The sequence below is a fragment of the Streptomyces sp. NPDC012794 genome (genome assembly GCF_042901085.1).
GTDB lineage: Bacteria > Actinomycetota > Actinomycetes > Streptomycetales > Streptomycetaceae > Streptomyces.
On sequence record NZ_JBIBCI010000002.1, the window covers coordinates 80,200 to 97,355 of the forward strand.

20 protein-coding genes and 1 tRNA gene are annotated in these 17,156 nt (G+C 73.0%); 16 read left to right on the plus strand and 5 right to left on the minus strand.

All coding sequences use genetic code 11. The annotated features are described in order from the left end of the window. The first annotated feature begins 269 nt into the window (after positions 1–269). Together ACFY7H_RS03455 and ACFY7H_RS03460 are read left to right on the plus strand one after the other, a co-directional pair. Positions 270–1,112 carry an NAD(P)H-binding protein gene (locus ACFY7H_RS03455; RefSeq protein ID WP_388932448.1) on the plus strand — a complete coding sequence of 281 codons (843 nt, stop codon included), beginning with the start codon at positions 270–272 and terminating at the stop codon, positions 1,110–1,112. 126 nt (positions 1,113–1,238) lie between these two features. Then, positions 1,239–1,535 carry a hypothetical protein gene (locus ACFY7H_RS03460; RefSeq protein WP_388932451.1) on the plus strand — a complete coding sequence of 99 codons (297 nt, stop codon included), beginning with the start codon at positions 1,239–1,241 and terminating at the stop codon, positions 1,533–1,535. Between the two features lie 33 nt (positions 1,536–1,568). Here the strand turns inward: ACFY7H_RS03460 and ACFY7H_RS03465 are convergent, their stop codons facing one another. Next, the gene (locus ACFY7H_RS03465; protein WP_388932453.1) at positions 1,569–2,417 is read right to left on the minus strand and encodes an aminoglycoside phosphotransferase family protein; all 849 of its coding nucleotides are present in this window, start codon (positions 2,415–2,417) and stop codon (positions 1,569–1,571) included. Between the two features lie 397 nt (positions 2,418–2,814). Between ACFY7H_RS03465 and ACFY7H_RS03470 the strand changes: the two genes are divergently transcribed. Next, positions 2,815–3,843: a helix-turn-helix domain-containing protein gene (locus ACFY7H_RS03470; protein WP_388932456.1), complete on the plus strand. Its 1,029-nt coding sequence runs from the start codon at positions 2,815–2,817 to the stop codon at positions 3,841–3,843. Between the two features lie 30 nt (positions 3,844–3,873). On the opposite strand, the gene ACFY7H_RS03475 is transcribed toward ACFY7H_RS03470, so the two are convergent. Then, a complete protein-coding gene (locus ACFY7H_RS03475; protein ID WP_388932459.1) occupies positions 3,874–4,686 on the minus strand; it encodes a VOC family protein in 813 nt (270 codons plus the stop codon). Positions 4,687–4,825: 139 nt separating this feature from the next. Here ACFY7H_RS03475 and ACFY7H_RS03480 point away from each other — a divergent pair, with 139 nt between their 5' ends. Further along, positions 4,826–5,410: an HhH-GPD-type base excision DNA repair protein gene (locus ACFY7H_RS03480; RefSeq protein ID WP_388932461.1), complete on the plus strand. Its 585-nt coding sequence runs from the start codon at positions 4,826–4,828 to the stop codon at positions 5,408–5,410. A 77-nt stretch (positions 5,411–5,487) separates the two neighbouring features. Here the strand turns inward: ACFY7H_RS03480 and opcA are convergent, their stop codons facing one another. Both opcA and ACFY7H_RS03490 read right to left on the minus strand, forming a co-directional pair. Further along, on the minus strand, positions 5,488–6,411 hold the full coding sequence (gene opcA, locus ACFY7H_RS03485; RefSeq protein WP_388932464.1) for a glucose-6-phosphate dehydrogenase assembly protein OpcA: 924 nt from the start codon (positions 6,409–6,411) through the stop codon (positions 5,488–5,490). Between the two features lie 84 nt (positions 6,412–6,495). Next, entirely contained in the window at positions 6,496–8,157 is a 1,662-nt protein-coding gene (locus ACFY7H_RS03490) for a helicase HerA-like domain-containing protein (RefSeq protein WP_388932466.1), read from the minus strand. An 88-nt stretch (positions 8,158–8,245) separates the two neighbouring features. Between ACFY7H_RS03490 and ACFY7H_RS03495 the strand changes: the two genes are divergently transcribed. Then, positions 8,246–8,542 (plus strand): type II toxin-antitoxin system VapB family antitoxin, encoded by a 297-nt coding sequence (locus tag ACFY7H_RS03495; protein WP_008740979.1) that lies wholly within the window; start codon positions 8,246–8,248, stop codon positions 8,540–8,542. An 80-nt stretch (positions 8,543–8,622) separates the two neighbouring features. Further along, the gene (locus tag ACFY7H_RS03500) at positions 8,623–9,306 is read left to right on the plus strand and encodes a LytR C-terminal domain-containing protein (RefSeq protein ID WP_388932469.1); all 684 of its coding nucleotides are present in this window, start codon (positions 8,623–8,625) and stop codon (positions 9,304–9,306) included. A gap of 22 nt (positions 9,307–9,328) precedes the next feature. Here ACFY7H_RS03500 and upp read toward each other — a convergent pair whose 3' ends face one another. Continuing rightward, on the minus strand, positions 9,329–9,964 hold the full coding sequence (upp, locus tag ACFY7H_RS03505) for a uracil phosphoribosyltransferase (RefSeq protein ID WP_388932471.1): 636 nt from the start codon (positions 9,962–9,964) through the stop codon (positions 9,329–9,331). A gap of 184 nt (positions 9,965–10,148) precedes the next feature. Between upp and ACFY7H_RS03510 the strand changes: the two genes are divergently transcribed. The 10 genes from ACFY7H_RS03510 to ACFY7H_RS03555 all read left to right on the plus strand — a co-directional run bounded on the left by ACFY7H_RS03510 (position 10,149) and on the right by ACFY7H_RS03555 (position 17,066). Continuing rightward, complete coding sequence (locus ACFY7H_RS03510; protein ID WP_388932473.1) at positions 10,149–11,111, plus strand: universal stress protein; 963 nt, start codon at positions 10,149–10,151, stop codon at positions 11,109–11,111. 148 nt (positions 11,112–11,259) lie between these two features. After that, positions 11,260–11,460: a hypothetical protein gene (locus ACFY7H_RS03515; protein WP_388932475.1), complete on the plus strand. Its 201-nt coding sequence runs from the start codon at positions 11,260–11,262 to the stop codon at positions 11,458–11,460. A gap of 253 nt (positions 11,461–11,713) precedes the next feature. Then, complete coding sequence (locus ACFY7H_RS03520) at positions 11,714–12,262, plus strand: hypothetical protein (RefSeq protein ID WP_388933677.1); 549 nt, start codon at positions 11,714–11,716, stop codon at positions 12,260–12,262. Between the two features lie 62 nt (positions 12,263–12,324). Then, positions 12,325–12,753, plus strand: a complete 429-nt coding sequence (gene tadA / locus ACFY7H_RS03525; RefSeq protein WP_388933680.1) for a tRNA adenosine(34) deaminase TadA — start codon at positions 12,325–12,327, stop codon at positions 12,751–12,753. A 59-nt stretch (positions 12,754–12,812) separates the two neighbouring features. Continuing rightward, positions 12,813–12,897: transfer RNA gene (locus ACFY7H_RS03530), tRNA-Ser, on the plus strand. A gap of 83 nt (positions 12,898–12,980) precedes the next feature. Further along, positions 12,981–13,274, plus strand: a complete 294-nt coding sequence (locus ACFY7H_RS03535; protein ID WP_388932477.1) for a hypothetical protein — start codon at positions 12,981–12,983, stop codon at positions 13,272–13,274. A gap of 395 nt (positions 13,275–13,669) precedes the next feature. Beyond that, on the plus strand, positions 13,670–13,831 hold the full coding sequence (locus tag ACFY7H_RS03540) for a hypothetical protein (RefSeq protein WP_164720920.1): 162 nt from the start codon (positions 13,670–13,672) through the stop codon (positions 13,829–13,831). A gap of 469 nt (positions 13,832–14,300) precedes the next feature. Next, complete coding sequence (locus ACFY7H_RS03545) at positions 14,301–15,113, plus strand: RNA polymerase sigma factor SigF (protein ID WP_388933683.1); 813 nt, start codon at positions 14,301–14,303, stop codon at positions 15,111–15,113. Between the two features lie 229 nt (positions 15,114–15,342). Continuing rightward, positions 15,343–16,182, plus strand: coding sequence for an RNA polymerase sigma factor SigF (locus ACFY7H_RS03550; RefSeq protein ID WP_388932479.1), 840 nt, complete (start codon positions 15,343–15,345; stop codon positions 16,180–16,182). Between the two features lie 50 nt (positions 16,183–16,232). Further along, entirely contained in the window at positions 16,233–17,066 is an 834-nt protein-coding gene (locus ACFY7H_RS03555; protein WP_388932481.1) for a hypothetical protein, read from the plus strand. Positions 17,067–17,156: the final 90 nt, after the last annotated feature.

Sequence of the window (17,156 nt, forward strand, 5' to 3'; positions counted from 1 at the left end):
GGGAGGCGACGTACGCCGGCATCAGGCGTCGGGGCCGGGGCGTTCGCGGTCGCCCCGGCCGGCGGTGGCGTACGCGAAGCCGAGCGCCGGTGACGGCGGAGCGGGCGCCGTGCCGCGCGACCTCACGACCTCACGACCTCACGGCCTCCAGGTCGAGGACCAGGGTCCGGCCGAGGTCCTTGGTGGGAGACCGGGTTCTCGACTCTCAAGGAATTCCGTCGGACCGGGCCGCACCCTCACGACCGGCGGCCAACGAACCGGAGCACCCCATGACCATCCTCACCACCGGCGCCCGCGGCAAGGTCGGCCGGGCCGTCCTCGAACGCCTGCACTCCGCCGGTCTCACCGTCCGTGCGGCCAGCGCCTGTCCCGCCGAACTGACCGTCCCGGCCGGCGTCGGGACGTACAAGCTGGCCCTCGACCGGCCCGAGACCTTCGCCGCCGCGCTGGACGGCGTGCGGCAGGTCTTCCTCTACCCCGAGCCCGCCGGCATCCAGGAGCTGGTCGCGGCGGCCGAGGCCGCCGGCGTCGAACACGTCGTACTGCTGTCCTCGTCCTCGGTGCTCGGCCCGGACGCCGAGAACGACCCGCTCGCCGGCCACAGCCTCACGGTCGAGCGGGCCCTCGCCGCCTCCACCCTGACCTGCACCTTCCTGCGCCCGGACGCCTTCGCCAGCAACTCCTTCGGCTGGGCGTACTCCATCGGCCGGTCGCTGCCGGTCGAGCTCGCCTACCCCGACGCGCACATCGCGCCCATCCACCCCGAGGACATCGCCGACATCGCCGTGGAGGCCCTCACCGGCGACTCCCTCACCGGCCGTCGGCTCACCCTGACCGGCGGCGAGTCGCTGACCTTCCGCGGCCAGCTCGCGATCCTCGCCGACGCCATCGGCCGCGAGATCACCGTCGCGCACATCACCCGCGCCGAGGCCGAGCGGCGGATGGCCGCCCACATGCCCGCGCCGATGGTCTCCTCGCTCCTCGACCTGTGGGAGGCCGCGAACCGCGGCCCCGCGCCCATCGCCGACACCACCGCGACCCTCCTCGGACGCCCCGCCCGCACCTTCGGGCAGTGGGCCCGCGAGAACGCCGCCGCCTTCACCGGCCGCTGAGCCGGGGCCGGCGGCACGGCCGCCCTCACGCGCCCCCGCTTCACCACCGCACGCCGTATCACGGAACGTAACCGTCCCTTACCTTCGGTCATGACGACTGGTCAGACGAGAGGAACGAGGCGGGCGATGACGATGCGAAAGACGGCGCGGCTGCTGGGGGCGTGCGCGGCGGCCGCGGTACTGGCGCTCGCGGCCCCCGGCACGGCACAGGCCGCCCAGGGGGTCCTGTTCATCGACGGCGTCCGGTACGACGACCCGAGCGGCTGCTTCCCGCTGGGCGACTTCGTCCCCTCGGAGGTCGCCAACTTCACCGACGGGGTGGCCTGGGTGTGGAACGGCCCGCACTGCGACGGCCGGGTGGTGCACGCGGTCCACCCGGGCCGGATCGCGATCGGGCACGGCCTGAGCCTCTACATCGAGTGAACGGCGGGCACCGCCCCCCTACCCCGGTACCGGTCAGTCCCGCACCACGCGCCCGAGCGCCGCTCGGCCCGCCGGACCCCAGGTCCGTTTGCCGCCGGGCAGGCCCCGCTCCCACGCCCGGCCGATCTCGACGAGGCCGAGGCCCCGCAGGAGCGCCCACCCCCGGGCGCGCCGGACCGTCGCGGCGTCCACCTCCCCGTACGCGGCGAAGAAACGTGACACCGAGGCCCCGGGGAGCAGCAGCCATGCCGCCGCCAGGTCCGTCGCCGGATCTCCGGCGCACAGCTCGCCGAAGTCGACCACGCCCGCGAGCGTGCCGTCCGAGACGACGACGTTCGCCGGATGGAGGTCGCCGTGCAGCCAGACCGGCGGGCCGCCCCAGGCGGGGGCCGCCACCGCCGCGTCCCAGACCGCCCGGAGCCGCCTGCCGGTGGCGGGGGCCGGGAAGGTGCCGAGCGGCACGCCACGGCCCGGATTCGCGGGGGCGCCGTCGGGAGCGGGCCGGTGGAGGGCCCGCAGGAAGGCCGCCAGCCGGCCGGCGGCGTCGTGGCCCCGGCTGATCGGGACCCGGTCGGCGGGGTCGCCGGGGACCCAGGCGGCGACGGTCCAGGGCCTCGGGAAGAGCGCGGACGGCTCGCCGGCGCGCAAGGGCACCGGCACCGGGAGCGGCAGGTGCGGGGCCAGTACGGGCAGCCACGCGCGCTCCTTCAGGAGCAGCCCCGGAGCGCGCTCCGTACGCGGGACCCGCGCGGCCAGCCCGTCGCCGAGGCGCCACAGCTGGTTGTCCCAGCCATCGGCCACCGGACGGATCTCCAGCGCGGCGAGGTCCGGATGCTGTTCGCGCAGCAGCGCCCGTAAGAGGCGCTCGTCGATCCCGTCCATCCGCTCCCCAACTCCCCGGCTCCTGTTCCGTACGCGGGACTCCTCCCGCTCCTCACCCTCAGGACGTACGCGGGCCGCCGCGCGGTTGACGGGCTTCCGGCCCGGGCACCGGCTCGCGGTTATCCGGGGGTCGGTGGGGCCGTACGTTTCTTTTGCTACGCAGTACCGGGGGAAAACACCTTGCCCAACCCACCCAGCCCTCCCCGGCGAGGCCGCCTCACTCACACGGGTGAACAAGTCCAACTCGGCTGGATTTGGAACCGGTTGCCGGGCATATGCTCGCCCCGACCACCCCAGACATGAAGCGGCCCCCGCCGGGACGGCAATCCCGAACGAGGGCCTCACCAAGCAGGAAGTAACCGGCTTCCCCATGGCTCTCAAGCACACTAGCGTGCGCATGCGCGCGGCGTACGGCGTTCATCACTCCAACGTCCGTCACACATCCCGGTACACCGTCATCGGGAACCACCTGCTCCAGAACCCCGCCCTCTCGCTGACCGCCCGGGGCCTCGGCGCGTACATCCAGTCGCTGCCGCCCGGAACACCCATCAGCATCAAAGAGCTGGTCAAGCGGGTGCCGGAGGGGGAGGTCCGGATCGCGGCGGCGCTGCGCGAGCTGGAGGCGCTCGGCTACCTGGAGCGGGTCCGGGAGCAGCTGCCGAACGGCCGGTTCGTCACCCGTGCGGTGTCCTACAACCACCCCAAGGCCGCCGCCATGGCCCGCGCCGAGCGGCCGCCGGCCTCCCAGCCGAAGCCCGCACCGGAACCCGCGCCGGAGCCCGCGCCGGAGCCCGCGCCCGTCGCGGAACCCGAGCCCGAGCCCGCGCCCGTCGCGGAACCCGAGCCCGAGCCCATCGCGGAGCCGGAACCGGAACCACAGCCCGAAGCCACACCGCAGCCCGAGCCCGGACAGCCCGAGCCCGCACCGCGGCCGCAGCCGCTCCCGGCGCCAGAGCCGCAGCCCGACACCCCCGCCCCCGCTCCCGACGTCCCGTCGGCCGCTCCGCCCGTGGACGACGGGCCCTCCCCCGCCCGCAAGGCCGCCATGGCCCTGCTCGCCGAGCTGCGCCGCGTCGACCACCGCCTGCTGCTCGGCCAGCGGGACATCGAGCTGCTCTCCGGGAAGGCCGAGGTCTGGACGGAGCGCGGGGCGAGCAAGGAGGCCGTGATCGCCGTGCTGACGGCGAACATCCCCGACTCGGTCCGCAACCCGGCCGGACTGATCGCCCACCGCCTCTCCGTCCAGGAACCCCCGGCCCTGGCACCCCTCTTCCGCAAGGCCGCCTACGTCCCGCCCGACCCCTTCCAGAGCTGCGACACCTGCGACCGGGCCTTCCGTAGCCCCACCCCCGGCACCTGCGGCCCCTGCACCGACGGGATCTCCGTCGGCACGGCGGCGCCGTGGAGCCCCACCCCCTGGGACTGAGCCGGAGGCCGGACCGTACGGCCGTGCCGGTCAGCCGAACTCCGGCATCTCCCCGACCGTCGTCGACAGGTCGATCACCGCGAACGCCGCGCCCTGCGGGTCGGTGAGCGCCGCGAAGCGGCCGAAGGGGCTGTCCATCGGCCCGAAGTGCAGCTGCCCGCCGTGCTTCCTGGTCTTCTCGACCGCCTCGTCGCAGTTCGGCACCGCGAAGTAGACCTGCACGTACGACGGGATCTCCGGCGGGAAGTCCTCGCCCATCCGCATGCGGCCCAGCACCGGGTTCCGCGGGCCGCCGATGCTGAAGACCTTGAAGTCCATCCCGGCTGCCTCCGGGTCGTCACCGGCCTCCATCTGCTGGGACTCGTACGGGAAGACCTTCGACAGGAACTCGTCCGCCGCGTCGGGATCCCGGGTGAACACCTCCGCCCAGGCGTACGCGCCGGGCTCGCCCAGCTTCTCGAAGCCCTTGTGCTCGCCGGGCTGCCAGACCCCGAAGACCGCGCCGCTCGGCTCCCGGGCGATCGCCATCGTGCCGAAGGAGCCGACCCGCATCGTCTCCATCACCAGCGTCCCGCCCGCCGCCTTGATCTTGTCGGCGGTGGCGGCGGCGTCCCGCGAGGCGAAGTACAGACACCACTGCGAGGGCGCGTCACCGCCCGGCATCGGCGGCACCACGGCCGCGACCGCCTTGCCGTCGGAATACGCCTGCGTGTAATTGCCGTACTCGCTGCTGGCCTCGCCGAAGGTCCAGCCCAGCACGTCGCCGTAGAACTCCTTGGCGGCCTCCACATCGGTGAACATCGCGTCCACCCAGCACGGGGCGCCTTCCGGGAACTCAGCCATGGTCGATCGACTCCTGTGTCGTCTGTCGTCCAGTACGCATGCTTGCCCTGTCGATCCCACGCTAGGCGGGGGGTCTGACAATCGCGCGGCGACCGCGTGCCGCCCGCGCTGCCGGGCGGTCCCGGGGGAGGCTGGGGGCATGGACGACATCACCATCCGGCTCGCGCAGCAGCCCGAGGCCGACGCCCTGCTCGCGCGCAGCCCGCTGGCCGCGCTGACCGGCATGCTCCTCGACCAGCAGGTGCCGATGGAGTGGGCGTTCTCGGGGCCGTGGACCATCGCCCAACGGCTCGGCACCGACGACCTCGACGCGCACGCCATCGCCGCCCACGACCCCGAGGCCTTCGCCGCGCTGCTGTCGCAGAAGCCCGCCGTGCACCGCTATCCGGGCTCCATGGCCAAACGGATCCAGCAGCTGTGCGCGTACCTGGTGGAGCACTACGGCGGCGACGCGTCCGCCGTCTGGGCCGACGCCGCCACGGGTGCGGAACTGCTGGCCCGGCTGAAGGCGCTTCCGGGCTTCGGGGAGCAGAAGGCGCAGATCTTCCTGGCCCTGCTGGGCAAGCGGTTCGGGGTGCGCCCGAAGGGCTGGCGCGAGGCCGCCGGCGGCTACGGCCTGCCGGGGGTCCACCGCTCGGCGGCCGACATCACGGGCCCGGAGTCACTGGCGAAGGTCCGCGAGTACAAGCAGGCCCAGAAGGCCGCCAAGCGCTCCCCGTCCTGACGCGCGGGGCAGCCGGGCCGAGACGGCCCCCGGGGCCCCGGCAACCCCATCGGCAGCCCGACCGCGTAAGCCGGGCCCTACGCCGACCGCGCCACCCGGGCGCGCAGCACCGAGGCGTAGACCTCGTCGGCGTCGAGCCGCCGCAGTTCCTCCGCGATCAGCTCGGCGGTGCTGCGGATCTTGAGCGCGACCTTGCGGTCGGGCCAGCCGGGCAGGACCAGCGTGGCCAGCGAGCCGGTGGGGCGGTCCACGACCACCTCCCCGGCGGAGGTCTCCAGCCGGACGCGGGTGATGAGCGGCCCGGCCGTCGCCACCCGGGTCACCGGCACGCCCAGGCGGTCCTCCAGCCAGCGCGCCAGCAGCTCGGCGCTCGCGTTGTCGGCCTCGCTCTCCACCGTCGCGGCGGTCACCGGCAGCGGCCTCTGGTCGAACGCGCAGGCCAGCAGGGAGCGCCACGGCGTGAGCCGGGTCCAGGCCAGGTCGGTGTCGCCGGGGGCGTACGAGGCCGCGCGCGCGGCCAGCACGCCGACCGGGTCGGGCGCCGCCTGGGAGTCGGTGATCCGGCGCTGCGCCAGGACGCCCAGCTCGTCGCGGGCGGGATCGGCGGGGACGTCGGCCGGCCACCACGCCACCACCGGCGCGTCCGGTGCCAGCAGCGGGAGCACCACCGAGCCGGCCTGGGTGGCGAGGTCGCCGTGCAGGCGCAGCAGCACGGTCTCCCCGGACCCGGCGTCCGATCCCACGCGCAGCTCGGCGTCGAGCTGGGTCCGGCGTCGGCGTTCCGGGCCGCGCGAGGTCCGCTTGATCACCGCGATGATCCGGCACGGGTGCTCGCGCGAGGCCTCGGAGGCCGCGCGCAGCGCGTCGTAGGCGTTCTCCTCGTCGGTGACGATCACGAGGGTCAGTACCAGCCCCATGGTGTGGCTGCCCACGGCGCGGCGGGCGTCGAGGAGCGCCCGGCCGATCTTGCTGGACGTGGTGTCGGTGAGTTCGGTCCGCATGCCCCCGAGTCTGTCAGCGCCCGGCGCGGGGCCGGCAGCCGGTTCGCTCGATTCCGTCTGGAGGAGCCGCGGGGTGACGCCGGCTCAGCGGCGCCGCCGCGCCGTTCCGAAGACCGACCGCGAGATCTCCCGTCCCAGCTGCGTCCCGATCGACCGCGCCAGGGAGCGGAACAGTCCGCTCCCCACGACCTGTTGGACCAGGGAGGGTTCCGCTTCCGGCGCGCCGCGTGCGGCCTTCCCCGCCTTCCCCTCCTCCGCGGCCCGCTTCCGGGACTCCTCCGCCGCGGCGGCCGCCTCCGCCTCGGCCTCGGCGGCGGCCTGTTCGGCGGTGATCTTCTCGTACGCGGACTCGCGGTCGACCGGCTCGGCGTAACGCGCGTACAGCGGCGATGACGTGACGGCCCGTTCCAGGGCGTCGGCGCCGACCGGCGCCATCAGCGACTGCGGTGCGCGCAGCCGGGTGGCGGCCACCGGGGTGGGGGCGCCCGTCTCGCTGAGCACCGTGATGACGGCCTCGCCGGTGCCGAGCCCGGTGAGCGTCTCTTCCAGGTCGTACGCGGAGCGGGGGAAGGTCTTCACCGTGGCCCTGAGGGCCTTGGCGTCGTCCGGGGTGAAGGCGCGCAGGGCGTGCTGGACGCGGTTGCCGAGCTGGGCCAGCACGTCCGCCGGGACGTCCTTGGGGGTCTGGGTGACGAAGAAGACGCCGATTCCCTTGGAGCGGATCAGCCGGACGGTCTGGGTGACGGATTCCAGGAACGCCTTCGAGGCCCCGTTGAAGAGCAGGTGCGCCTCGTCGAAGAAGAAGACCAGTCTGGGCTTCTCCAGATCTCCGACTTCGGGCAGCCCGCCGTAGAGATCGGCGAGCAGCCACATAAGAAATGTAGAGAAAAGCTGTGGTTTGTCCTGAACTGCCGGGAGTTCCAGTACGGAGACCACTCCGCGCCCGTCGGCGGCGGTCCGGAGCAATTCGGCGGTGTCGAATTCGGGTTCGCCGAAGAATTCCGTCGCGCCCTGCCGCTCGAATGCGGTCAGGGCGCGCAGGATCACTCCGGCGGTGACCGTGGAGAGTCCGCCGATGCCCTTGAGCTCGGACTTCCCCTTGTCGGAGACGAGGAAGGCGACCACGGCCCGGAGGTCCTTGAGGTCGATCAGCTCCAGGCCCTTGGAGTCGGCGTAGTGGAAGATCAGGCCGAGGGACTGCTCCTGCGTCCGGTTCAGCTGGAGCACTTTGGACATCAGCACCGGCCCGAAGGCCGTCACGGTCGCACGGACCGGGATGCCGGGGCCGATCCCGCCGAGGGAGTAGAACTCGCCGGGGCAGCCGGCCGCCTTCCACTCCTGCCCGACCTGCGCGGCCCGCGCCGCGGTCCTTCCGTCCGCCGCGCCGGGCGCGGTGATGCCGGAGACGTCGCCCTTGATGTCGGCCAGGAAGACGGGCACCCCGTGGGCGGACAGCTGCTCGGCGATCAGCTGGAGCGTCTTGGTCTTGCCGGTGCCGGTGGCTCCCGCCACGAGCCCGTGCCGGTTGAGCATCGACAGCGGGATCCGGATCTGCCGCTCGGGCAGGCACGTCCCGTCCCAGAGCAGGGCGCCCAGGTGGAGCGCGGGGCCGGTGAAGGCGTACCCGGCGGCGATCTCGGCGGCGGCCCGACCGGACGCCCCGGCCGAGCGGGGCGGTGCGGCCGCGGCTTCCCCAGTCGGACCGGGCGGGTCCGCCGGATCGGGTGAGTCGGTGCCCTGGCTCATGTATCCCTCCCGTAATAGGCCTGTCTGCCACTTTTGCACCGCCCGGACGAGGCTGCGCCCGGAGGCACCGGCCCGGTAGGCTTTCCGTGTGATCTTCAAGCGCATCGGAAGCGGGCGGCCGTACCCCGACCACGGCAGGGAAACCACCCGGCAGTGGGCGGACGTCGCCCCGCGCCCGGTCCGGCTCGACCAGCTCGTGACCACCAAGGGACAGCTGGACCTCGAGACCCTGCTCGCCGAGGACTCCACCTTCTACGGGGACCTCTTCGCCCACGTCGTGAAGTGGCAGGGCGACCTCTACCTGGAGGACGGGCTGCACCGCGCCGTGCGCGCGGCCCTCCAGCAGCGCCAGGTCCTGCACGCACGCGTCCTCGAGATGGACTGATTGCGCCTTTCGGGTCGCCCTCACCCGATCAACTCATCATTTAGTAGGCATCATTCCGGTACGGCACTACGCTGCCGCTCATGAGCATGCTCACTCCCCCCGGCATGGGCGGAAAGTACCGCGTCACGGGAGCTGCCTACCCCCGTATGAGCCGTCCCAGGCGGCGCCGGAAGATCGTCCTCGCCCTGCTGGGATGCGTCGTGGCCCTGGCCCTCCTCGGCTACGGAGCGCTGCAGCTCATCGACGTGTTCGGCGGCGACGGCAGCGGCGAGCGGAATATGGCGGCGGCCCGCAAGGACTGCCCGACGGCCTCCGCCAAGCCCGCGGGCGCCGTGAAACCGGCCACCGCGCCCGACGCAGGCCCCGCCGCCTCCAAGGCCCCCGCGGTCGCCCTCCCGCAGCCCGGCCAGATCACCGTCAACGTCTACAACGCGACCCCGCGCTCGGGCCTGGCCAAGGCCGTCGGCGACGAGCTGAAGAAGCGCGGCTTCACCGTCGGCCACGTCGGCAACGCCCCCGCCGACTTCGACAAGAAGGTCCAGGGAACCGGGATACTGCTCGGCTCTCCGCGCACCGACAAGGCGGCCTACTCCGTCCTCGGCACCCAGCTCACCGGGCTCGCCACCCAGACCGACGCCCGTGAGGGCGCGGACATCGACCTGATCCTCGGCGACGCCTTCAAGGAGCTCAGCACGAAGGAGGACGCGGACAAGGCGCTGGCCGTCCTGGCCAACCCCGCGCCCACGCCCTCCGCGCGGTGCTGATCCCCCTCCGGGGGAAGGACTGCTACTCGGCCGAGCCGTACATGCGGTCGCCCGCGTCGCCCAGGCCCGGCACGATGTAGCCGTGCTCGTTGAGCCGCTCGTCCACGGCGGCCGTCACCACGGTCACCGGCGTGCCCGCGAGCTCGCGTTCCATGATCTCGACGCCCTCGGGCGCGGCCAGCAGCACCACGGCGGTCACGTCGTCGGCGCCGCGCTTGATGAGTTCACGGATCGCGGCGACCAGCGTGCCGCCGGTGGCCAGCATCGGGTCGACGACGTACACCTGGCGGCCGGAGAGGTCCTCGGGCATGCGCGTCGCGTACGTGGAGGCCTCCAGGGTCTCCTCGTTGCGGACCATGCCCAGGAAGCCCACCTCGGCGGTCGGCAGCAGCCGCACCATGCCGTCCAGCATGCCGAGGCCGGCGCGCAGGATCGGGACGACCAGCGGACGCGGGTGCGACAGCTTGACGCCGGTGGTCGGGCCGACCGGGGTCTCGATGTCGGACTGCTCGGTGCGCACGTCGCGGGTGGCCTCGTACGCGAGGAGGGTCACCAGCTCGTCGGCGAGCCGCCGGAACGTGGGGGAGTCGGTGCGCTTGTCGCGCAGCGTGGTGAGTTTGTGCGCCACCAAGGGGTGATCGACGACCTGCAAACGCACAACATCCTCCAAGACTCAGCCGGGCTTCGATCTGCGATCCGCGAACTGCGAGACCCTGCTACCTGCGAAAAAACGGCCGCCTGTTCGCGACCCACTGGCAAAAGGCTACGCGCTGTGCGCACCGCTCCGCGTCCGCCGCGGGCCCCGGGATGCGGAGCGCCGTGCCCCCCAGCACCCTGGACTCGTGAGCAACGGACCGGTCATCGCGGCCGTCGACGGATCCGAGCACAGCCTCCGCGCCCTGGAATGGGCCCGCGCTGCGGCGCTGCGGCACGGCACCGGGCTGCTGGTCGCCCACGTGCTGCCCGACGTCACCCAGCTGTACGCCGGCCGCCGCTCGGCGCTGCACGACCCGAACCAGCCCGAGGAGCACGCCGACCCGGTGACCGACCGCGTACGCGCCCTCTTGGAGGCCTCTCCCGAGCTGCCCCGCGAGGTCCGCTACGAGTCCCTGGAGGGCTCGGTTCCCGCGGCCCTGCGGGTGATCAGCGCCGAGGACTCGCCCCGGATGCTGGTGATGGGCTCCCGGGGGCGCGGCGGGTTCGCCACGCTGCTGCTGGGCTCGAACAGCAGGGCCGTGGCCACCACCGCGTCCTGCCCGGTGGTGGTGGTCCCGCACTCCGATCGCGACGCGGCGGCCCGTCCTGCCGGGGAGGCCGCGGAGCCCTCGGCCGGCAAGGTGGTGCTCGGGCTGCACGTCACCGAGACCCCCGAGTCGGTACTGACCTTCGCCTTCACGGAAGCCGCCGCACGGGCGACCACCGTCCAGGTGGTCTCCGCGTACGCCGTCCCGCCCGGCCCGGCCAACCTGCTCGGCGCCCCCTTCGCGGTGGTCCCGCCCGAGGCGCTCGCCGACGCGGGGGACACGGTGCCGGCCGAACGGGAGACCCTGCGGGCCCAGACGCGGCGGCTGGAGCAGCTGCGGGCCAGGTACCCGGACGTCCCCGTCGAGCAGGCCACCGAGCCCGGCAACGCGGCCGGGCGGCTGGTGGAGGCGTCCCGGTCGGCCGCGCTGGTCGTGGTGGGCCGCCACCACCCGCGCGTACGGTCCCTGCTGATCGGATCGGTGGCGCACGCGGTGCTCCAGCACGCGCACGGCCCCGTGGCCGTCGTACCGACCCTCCCGGAGGAGGACGGCGCGCCCTGACCGCCGGCGCTGTCGCGGCCCGACCCCTGACCTGGGGTGATCTGCGCGAAGGTGGCATCAAACGAGCCGGCCGGGGGAAGGTGGGAACGCGGGGGGTCTGCTTCGCGACGGCGGAGGAGGACGACCGGACCAGCCTGGGGTGGTGCCGATGCCGGAGACGCAGCCCGACGACATTGACGCGAGAGAGGCCTACGAGACGCCGGAGACGGCGGCGCAGCGCAGGGCGCGACGCGCGCAGTTCCTGCGCGATCTGAACGAGGCAAGAGAGCTGCGCGACCGGGTCCAGCCCCGGCGCGCCCGCGCGGCCCGGATGCGGCAGCAGATGCGGATGCGGACCTTCCGCTGGTGAGCGGGGGCGCGGCCGGGCGCGTCGCGGCCCGTACCGGCGGCGCCCGCACCGGTCCCCGGACCACCCCCGCGACCCGGCGTACGACCGGCGCCGCGACACGGCCGCCGTGCGGAAGACCTCTCGCAACGCCGCTGTTTCTGCCACGATGCCGATTGGGCGGGGTGCGGACGGCGGGCGTCACGGCCGTGCACACCCCAACCTCCGGCCGGGGGGACCTCCAACCGGCACGCCTATGACCAGTGGGAGAGTCACGGTGTACTTCGCCGCACTGCTCGCGCGCACCGAAGACGGGTGGGAAGCGAGCGACATGGAACTCGACGACGTCGAGTCCCTCAGTGATCTGATCGATCTCGCACGGTCCGCCGCTGTCGACGACGACACGGTGGTCGCCCTCATCGAGCAGGAGGACGCCTGGTTCGGCGTCATCCGCGTGGACGGAGAGGAGGACCCTCGGTACTTCGTCTCGAACGCCTCCGTGGCCGACCGCAGCTCCTACGGAGCGATGCTGACGAAGGAACTGCTGGGCACCGACGAGGAGGACGAGGACCTCGACGACCTGGACCTGGACGGCACCGAGGACGGCGACGGCGAACCGGTCGCCGCCTACACGGACGAGACCGACGACGAGGACGACGAGCCGCGCTCCGGCTCCGAGCCCCTGCCCGCCGGCCCCCTCGGCGACCCCCGCCTGCTGGACGACCTCGGGGTCGGCCACAAGGAACTGCTGACCCTCGACGGAGACGCCCTCACGGAGATCGCCGACGCGCTCGGCGCCACCGAAGTACTGGAGGCCGTCCGCTAGTGATCTCCGAGCACGACGTTCCGTACGGCCCCGATCCCGTACGGGATCCCTGGCGGGACTCCATGCGCCTGGCGCTGAAGGAGGCCGCCCTGGCGGTACCGGCCGGCGACGTGCCGGTCGGTGCCGTCGTGCTCGGTCCCGGCGGGGAGCTCCTCGCCACCGGGCACAACGAACGGGAGGCCGTCGCGGATCCCACGGCGCACGCCGAGGTACTCGCGCTGCGCCGGGCGGCCGCCCGGCTCGGGGAGTGGCGGCTGACGGGATGCACGCTGGTCGTGACCCTGGAGCCGTGCGTGATGTGCGCGGGCGCGCTCGTCCAGTCCCGCGTGGCGCGTCTCGTCTACGGGGCGGGGGACGAGAAGGCGGGCGCGGCCGGGTCGCTCTGGGACCTCGTGCGCGACCGCAGGCTCAACCACCGCCCCGAGGTGATCCGCGGGGTGCTGGAGCAGGAGTGCGCGCGGCAGCTCACCGACTTCTTCCGGGAGCGGTGAGCAGCGCCACGTGCTGCGGATTTGCAAACCACTCCCCACCGTGGGCTAGGATCTCTCTCGGTAGTGTGTCCGAGTGGCCGAAGGAGCTCGCCTCGAAAGCGAGTATGGGGCAACCCATCGGGGGTTCAAATCCCTCCACTACCGCTCTTGGGAGCCCCGGTTCGTACGAACCGGGGCTCTCGTGCGTCCCCGCCGTGACCGGCCGTCCGCTCGGCCGTTGACACGGCATGACCAAGACCCAGCGCATGCTCGCCGCCTTCGCCCTCGCGGGGGCCGCCGCGGGCCTCGCCGCACCTGCCGCCTCCGCCGCGCCCGTGGGCGTGACCCCCCTGGCCCTCCCGGACCTCCCGGCCGCCGCCCCGGGCATGCCCGCCGGCGCGCAGCCCTCCGTACCCGAGATCGGCGCGAGGCTCAGCCAGGGGGCCAACCAGCTCAACCAGCTGGCCGACGTGCCCGACCAGCTCACCCCGGTGATCGCGCCCGTCGAGCCGGTCCTCGGTCTCCTGGGCGCCATCCAGTAACCCCGCCGCCGGCCCCGCCTCCCCGTCCTTCCCCCGCCCCCCAGACGCGAAGAAGGCCCCGACCGGAGCCGGGACCTTCGACGGTGGGGACGGGGGAAGTGGCCATCGGGGGGACGAGCCACTTCCCCCGGTGAGGACGGACCTGCCAGTCCGAGCCGCGGTCAGGGGGAAGCCCGCGGCTCGGACCCCGCAGTGAGGTCCGGTCCCTCACCCACCGGTTTCCTGCCAGAACCGGTGGGCTCGCGTTCCATCCTGCTGCGCCCCCGACCCGGCGCTCAGCGGCAAAGGGCCCCAACCAGCGGGTCATTGGTCCTTAAAGGTCAGGTGAGTGACCAAACCTGACCGGTTAGACTCACCCGACTTTGCAGCGCCGGTTGGGGAGGCCGACACCGTTCATGGACACCAAGAAGCTCATCACGGGCGTCCTCACCGTGTTCGTCCTCTTCGTGATCATCACCCAGCCCAAGCGGGCGGCGGAGATGGTGGGAATAGGCTTCCAGGGCATCTCGGATGCGGCCTCGGGCATCGGCGAGTTCATCACCGAACTGGTGAACTGAAACCGTACGCCGAAGCGATTTCCGGACTTCCAGGTCCCCCACTCCGACGGGTGGGGGACCTTTCGCGTTCGCGGCCGGGGGAGCCGGTAAAAAGAATACGCCTAAATGCCCAACTTGCCCTCAACACGGCTATATACGGTGCTTGCACATAGTGCACATCTCTTGTGATGCTATGACCGCTTTTGACCGATGAGTTGACCGAAGGGGTGGCGTGACCGTGCCGGCCAGTACTGCGCCTCAGGTGCCTCCCCAGCAAGAGCTCCGCCCGCACGAGCCGCGCCGCCAGGAGCCGCGACCGGCGGAGCCCCGTACGGCAGAGCCGCGTACGGCCGAACCCCGTACGGCAGAGTCCCGTACGGCGGAGCCGCGCACCGAGGCGCGTCCCGGACCCGGGCCCCACGAGCCGCGCCCCGAGTCCCGCCCGCAGGAGTCCCAGCAGCCCCCGGAGTCACAGAAGCCCCTCCAGGACGTGAACGAGGCGCCCGAGGAGCCGCCGCAGGCTCCACCGAGACCCCAGGGCCGGGGCGCCGACACCCGGGCCCTGACCCAGGTGCTCTTCGGCCAGCTGAAGGGGCTGGAGCCGGGCACCAGCGAGCACCACCGGGTGCGCGGGGCCCTGATCGAGGCGAACCTCCCACTCGTCCGGTACGCGGCCGCCCGCTTCCGCAGCCGCAACGAGCCGATGGAGGACGTCGTCCAGGTCGGCACCATCGGGCTGATCAACGCGATCGACCGGTTCGACCCCGAGCGCGGGGTCCAGTTCCCCACCTTCGCGATGCCCACGGTCGTCGGTGAGATCAAACGGTACTTTCGCGACAACGTTCGTACCGTGCACGTCCCGCGCCGCCTCCACGAGCTGTGGGTGCAGGTCAACGCCGCGACCGAGGACCTCACCACCCTCCACGGCCGCACCCCGACCACCGCCGAGATCGCCGAGCGGCTGCGCATCGGCGAGGACGAGGTGCTGTCCTGCATCGAGGCCGGGCGCAGCTACCACGCGACCTCCCTGGAGGCCGCCCAGGAGGGCGACGGCATGCCCGGTCTGCTCGACCGGCTCGGCTACGAGGACCCCGAGCTGGCCGGCGTCGAGCACCGCGATCTCGTGCGCCACCTGCTGGTCCAGCTGCCCGAGCGGGAGCAGCGGATCCTCCTGCTGCGCTACTACAACAACCTGACGCAGTCCCAGATCAGCGCGGAGCTGGGCGTCTCGCAGATGCACGTGTCGCGGCTGCTCGCCCGGAGCTTCGCCCGTCTGAGATCCGCAAACAGGATCGAGGCTTAACCGGAACGGGTGGAGCCGTTACCGCGTTTCCCTACAGAATCGGCTCATTCCGCTCGGTCGCCCGTCTGTCGCTGGAGATACTTGTCGACATGGCGCTACAGCGTGTTGCCGACATGTGACATTCTGCTGGAACCGCGTTTGCCGCAGCCCCGCCTCCGGTATTCAGGTGGAGGCTGCGTTCCTCCGACGGGCGCAGAGACGCGACCGTCCGCGACCTCAAGGGGGTGGCATGTCCGTAGAACAGGGCAGCTCCAAGGTGCTCACGCTCGACAAGCGTGAGCTGCCGGCAGTGGCCGACCGCTCGGAAGCCATCGACACCCGCACCCTCTCCCGCACTCTCTTCCAGCGACTCGCCGCCCTGGACGCGGACAGCCCCGAACGGGCGTACGTACGTGACACCCTGATCGAGCTGAACCTGCCGCTGGTGCGCTACGCGGCGGCCCGGTTCCGCAGCCGCAACGAGCCGATGGAGGACATCGTCCAGGTCGGCACCATCGGCCTGATCAAGGCGATCGACCGCTTCGACTGCGAGCGCGGCGTGGAGTTCCCGACGTTCGCGATGCCGACCGTCGTGGGCGAGATCAAACGATTCTTTCGGGACACTTCCTGGTCCGTCCGGGTCCCGCGCCGGCTCCAGGAACTGCGCCTCGCGCTGACCAAGGCGAGCGACGAACTGGCCCAGAAGCTGGACCGGTCCCCGACCGTTCCGGAGCTGGCGGCCGTGCTCGGCGTGTCCGAGGAGGAGGTCGTCGACGGCCTCGCCGTCGGCAACGCCTACACCGCCTCCTCGCTCGACTCGCCCTCCCCGGAGGACGAGGGCGGCGAGGGCTCCCTCGCGGACCGGCTCGGGTACGAGGACAGCGCGCTGGAGGGCGTCGAGTACCGCGAGTCGCTCAAGCCGCTGCTCGCCAAACTCCCGCCCCGGGAGCGGCAGATCATCATGCTGCGCTTCTTCGCGAACATGACGCAGTCGCAGATCGGCGAGGAGGTCGGCATCTCCCAGATGCACGTCTCCCGGCTGCTCACCCGGACGCTCGCCCAGCTGCGGACCGGCCTGATCGGGGACTGAGCCAGGAGCGCGGGGTTCACATTTGACATGGCGTCAGGAACACTGGCGCGATGCGAACGGGATCCCGCGCTGCGCTCGCCCTCGCCCTCTGCTGCACGGCCTCCGTCGCCCTCACCGGCTGCGGCCGGGACCGGGACGGCCACGTCGTCGTGGGCGCGGTCGCCGCGGGCCCCGAGCGGGGCGCGGGAGAGAACGTGCCGCCCGGGGGCCGGGTGGAGTTCCAGCCGCTGGCATCCGCCGGATCGGCCGCCTCCGCCGAAGCCCCCGTTTCTACGCCGCCCGGCGCGCCCGGATCCCCGCCCGCCGGCGGCTCCGCCCAGGGCGGAGGGACGGCCGGCGCTCCCGGCGGCTCCGCGCCCGTCGGCGGCACCCCGCCGGACCCGGGTTCCCCGGCCACCCCGGGCGGCACCGGGGGTGCGGGCACGGGCGACACCGCCCCGGGCTCGCCCGGCACCCCGGCCCCGCCCGCCCAGCCGACCCCGCCCGGCACGCCGAGCACGCCCGGCACGCCCGTACCGCCGGCCCCTCCGGCACCGCCCGCCCCTCCGGCCCCGAAGCCGCCCGCCCCGCCGGCCACCCCGGCGCAGCTCACGCTCGGCGCCCCGGCCCGTACGGCGGCGTCCGACCGCTGGTGCGAACGCGTCACGGTGACCTTCACCAACACCGGCACCACGGCCGCCCGCTCCGGCACGGTCAGCTTCGCGACGCACGTCATCGGAGCCCTCGGCATCGACTGGGCCACGGTCACCACGACCCAGCCCCTGCCCGCCCCCCTCGCGGGCGGCGCCTCGAAGACGCAGGTCTACACGGTCTGCGTGGACGCCTGGCGGGTTCCGCTGGACATGCACGTCGAGACCCGGAAGGTCACCGCCACCTGGAGCTGACCCCGGCGGCGGAACCGGGCGACGGCGGCCGCCCCGGCTGACCGGCGGGGGCGCGCCGGCCCGTCGGCGGTTTTCCGATTCCTTTACCGC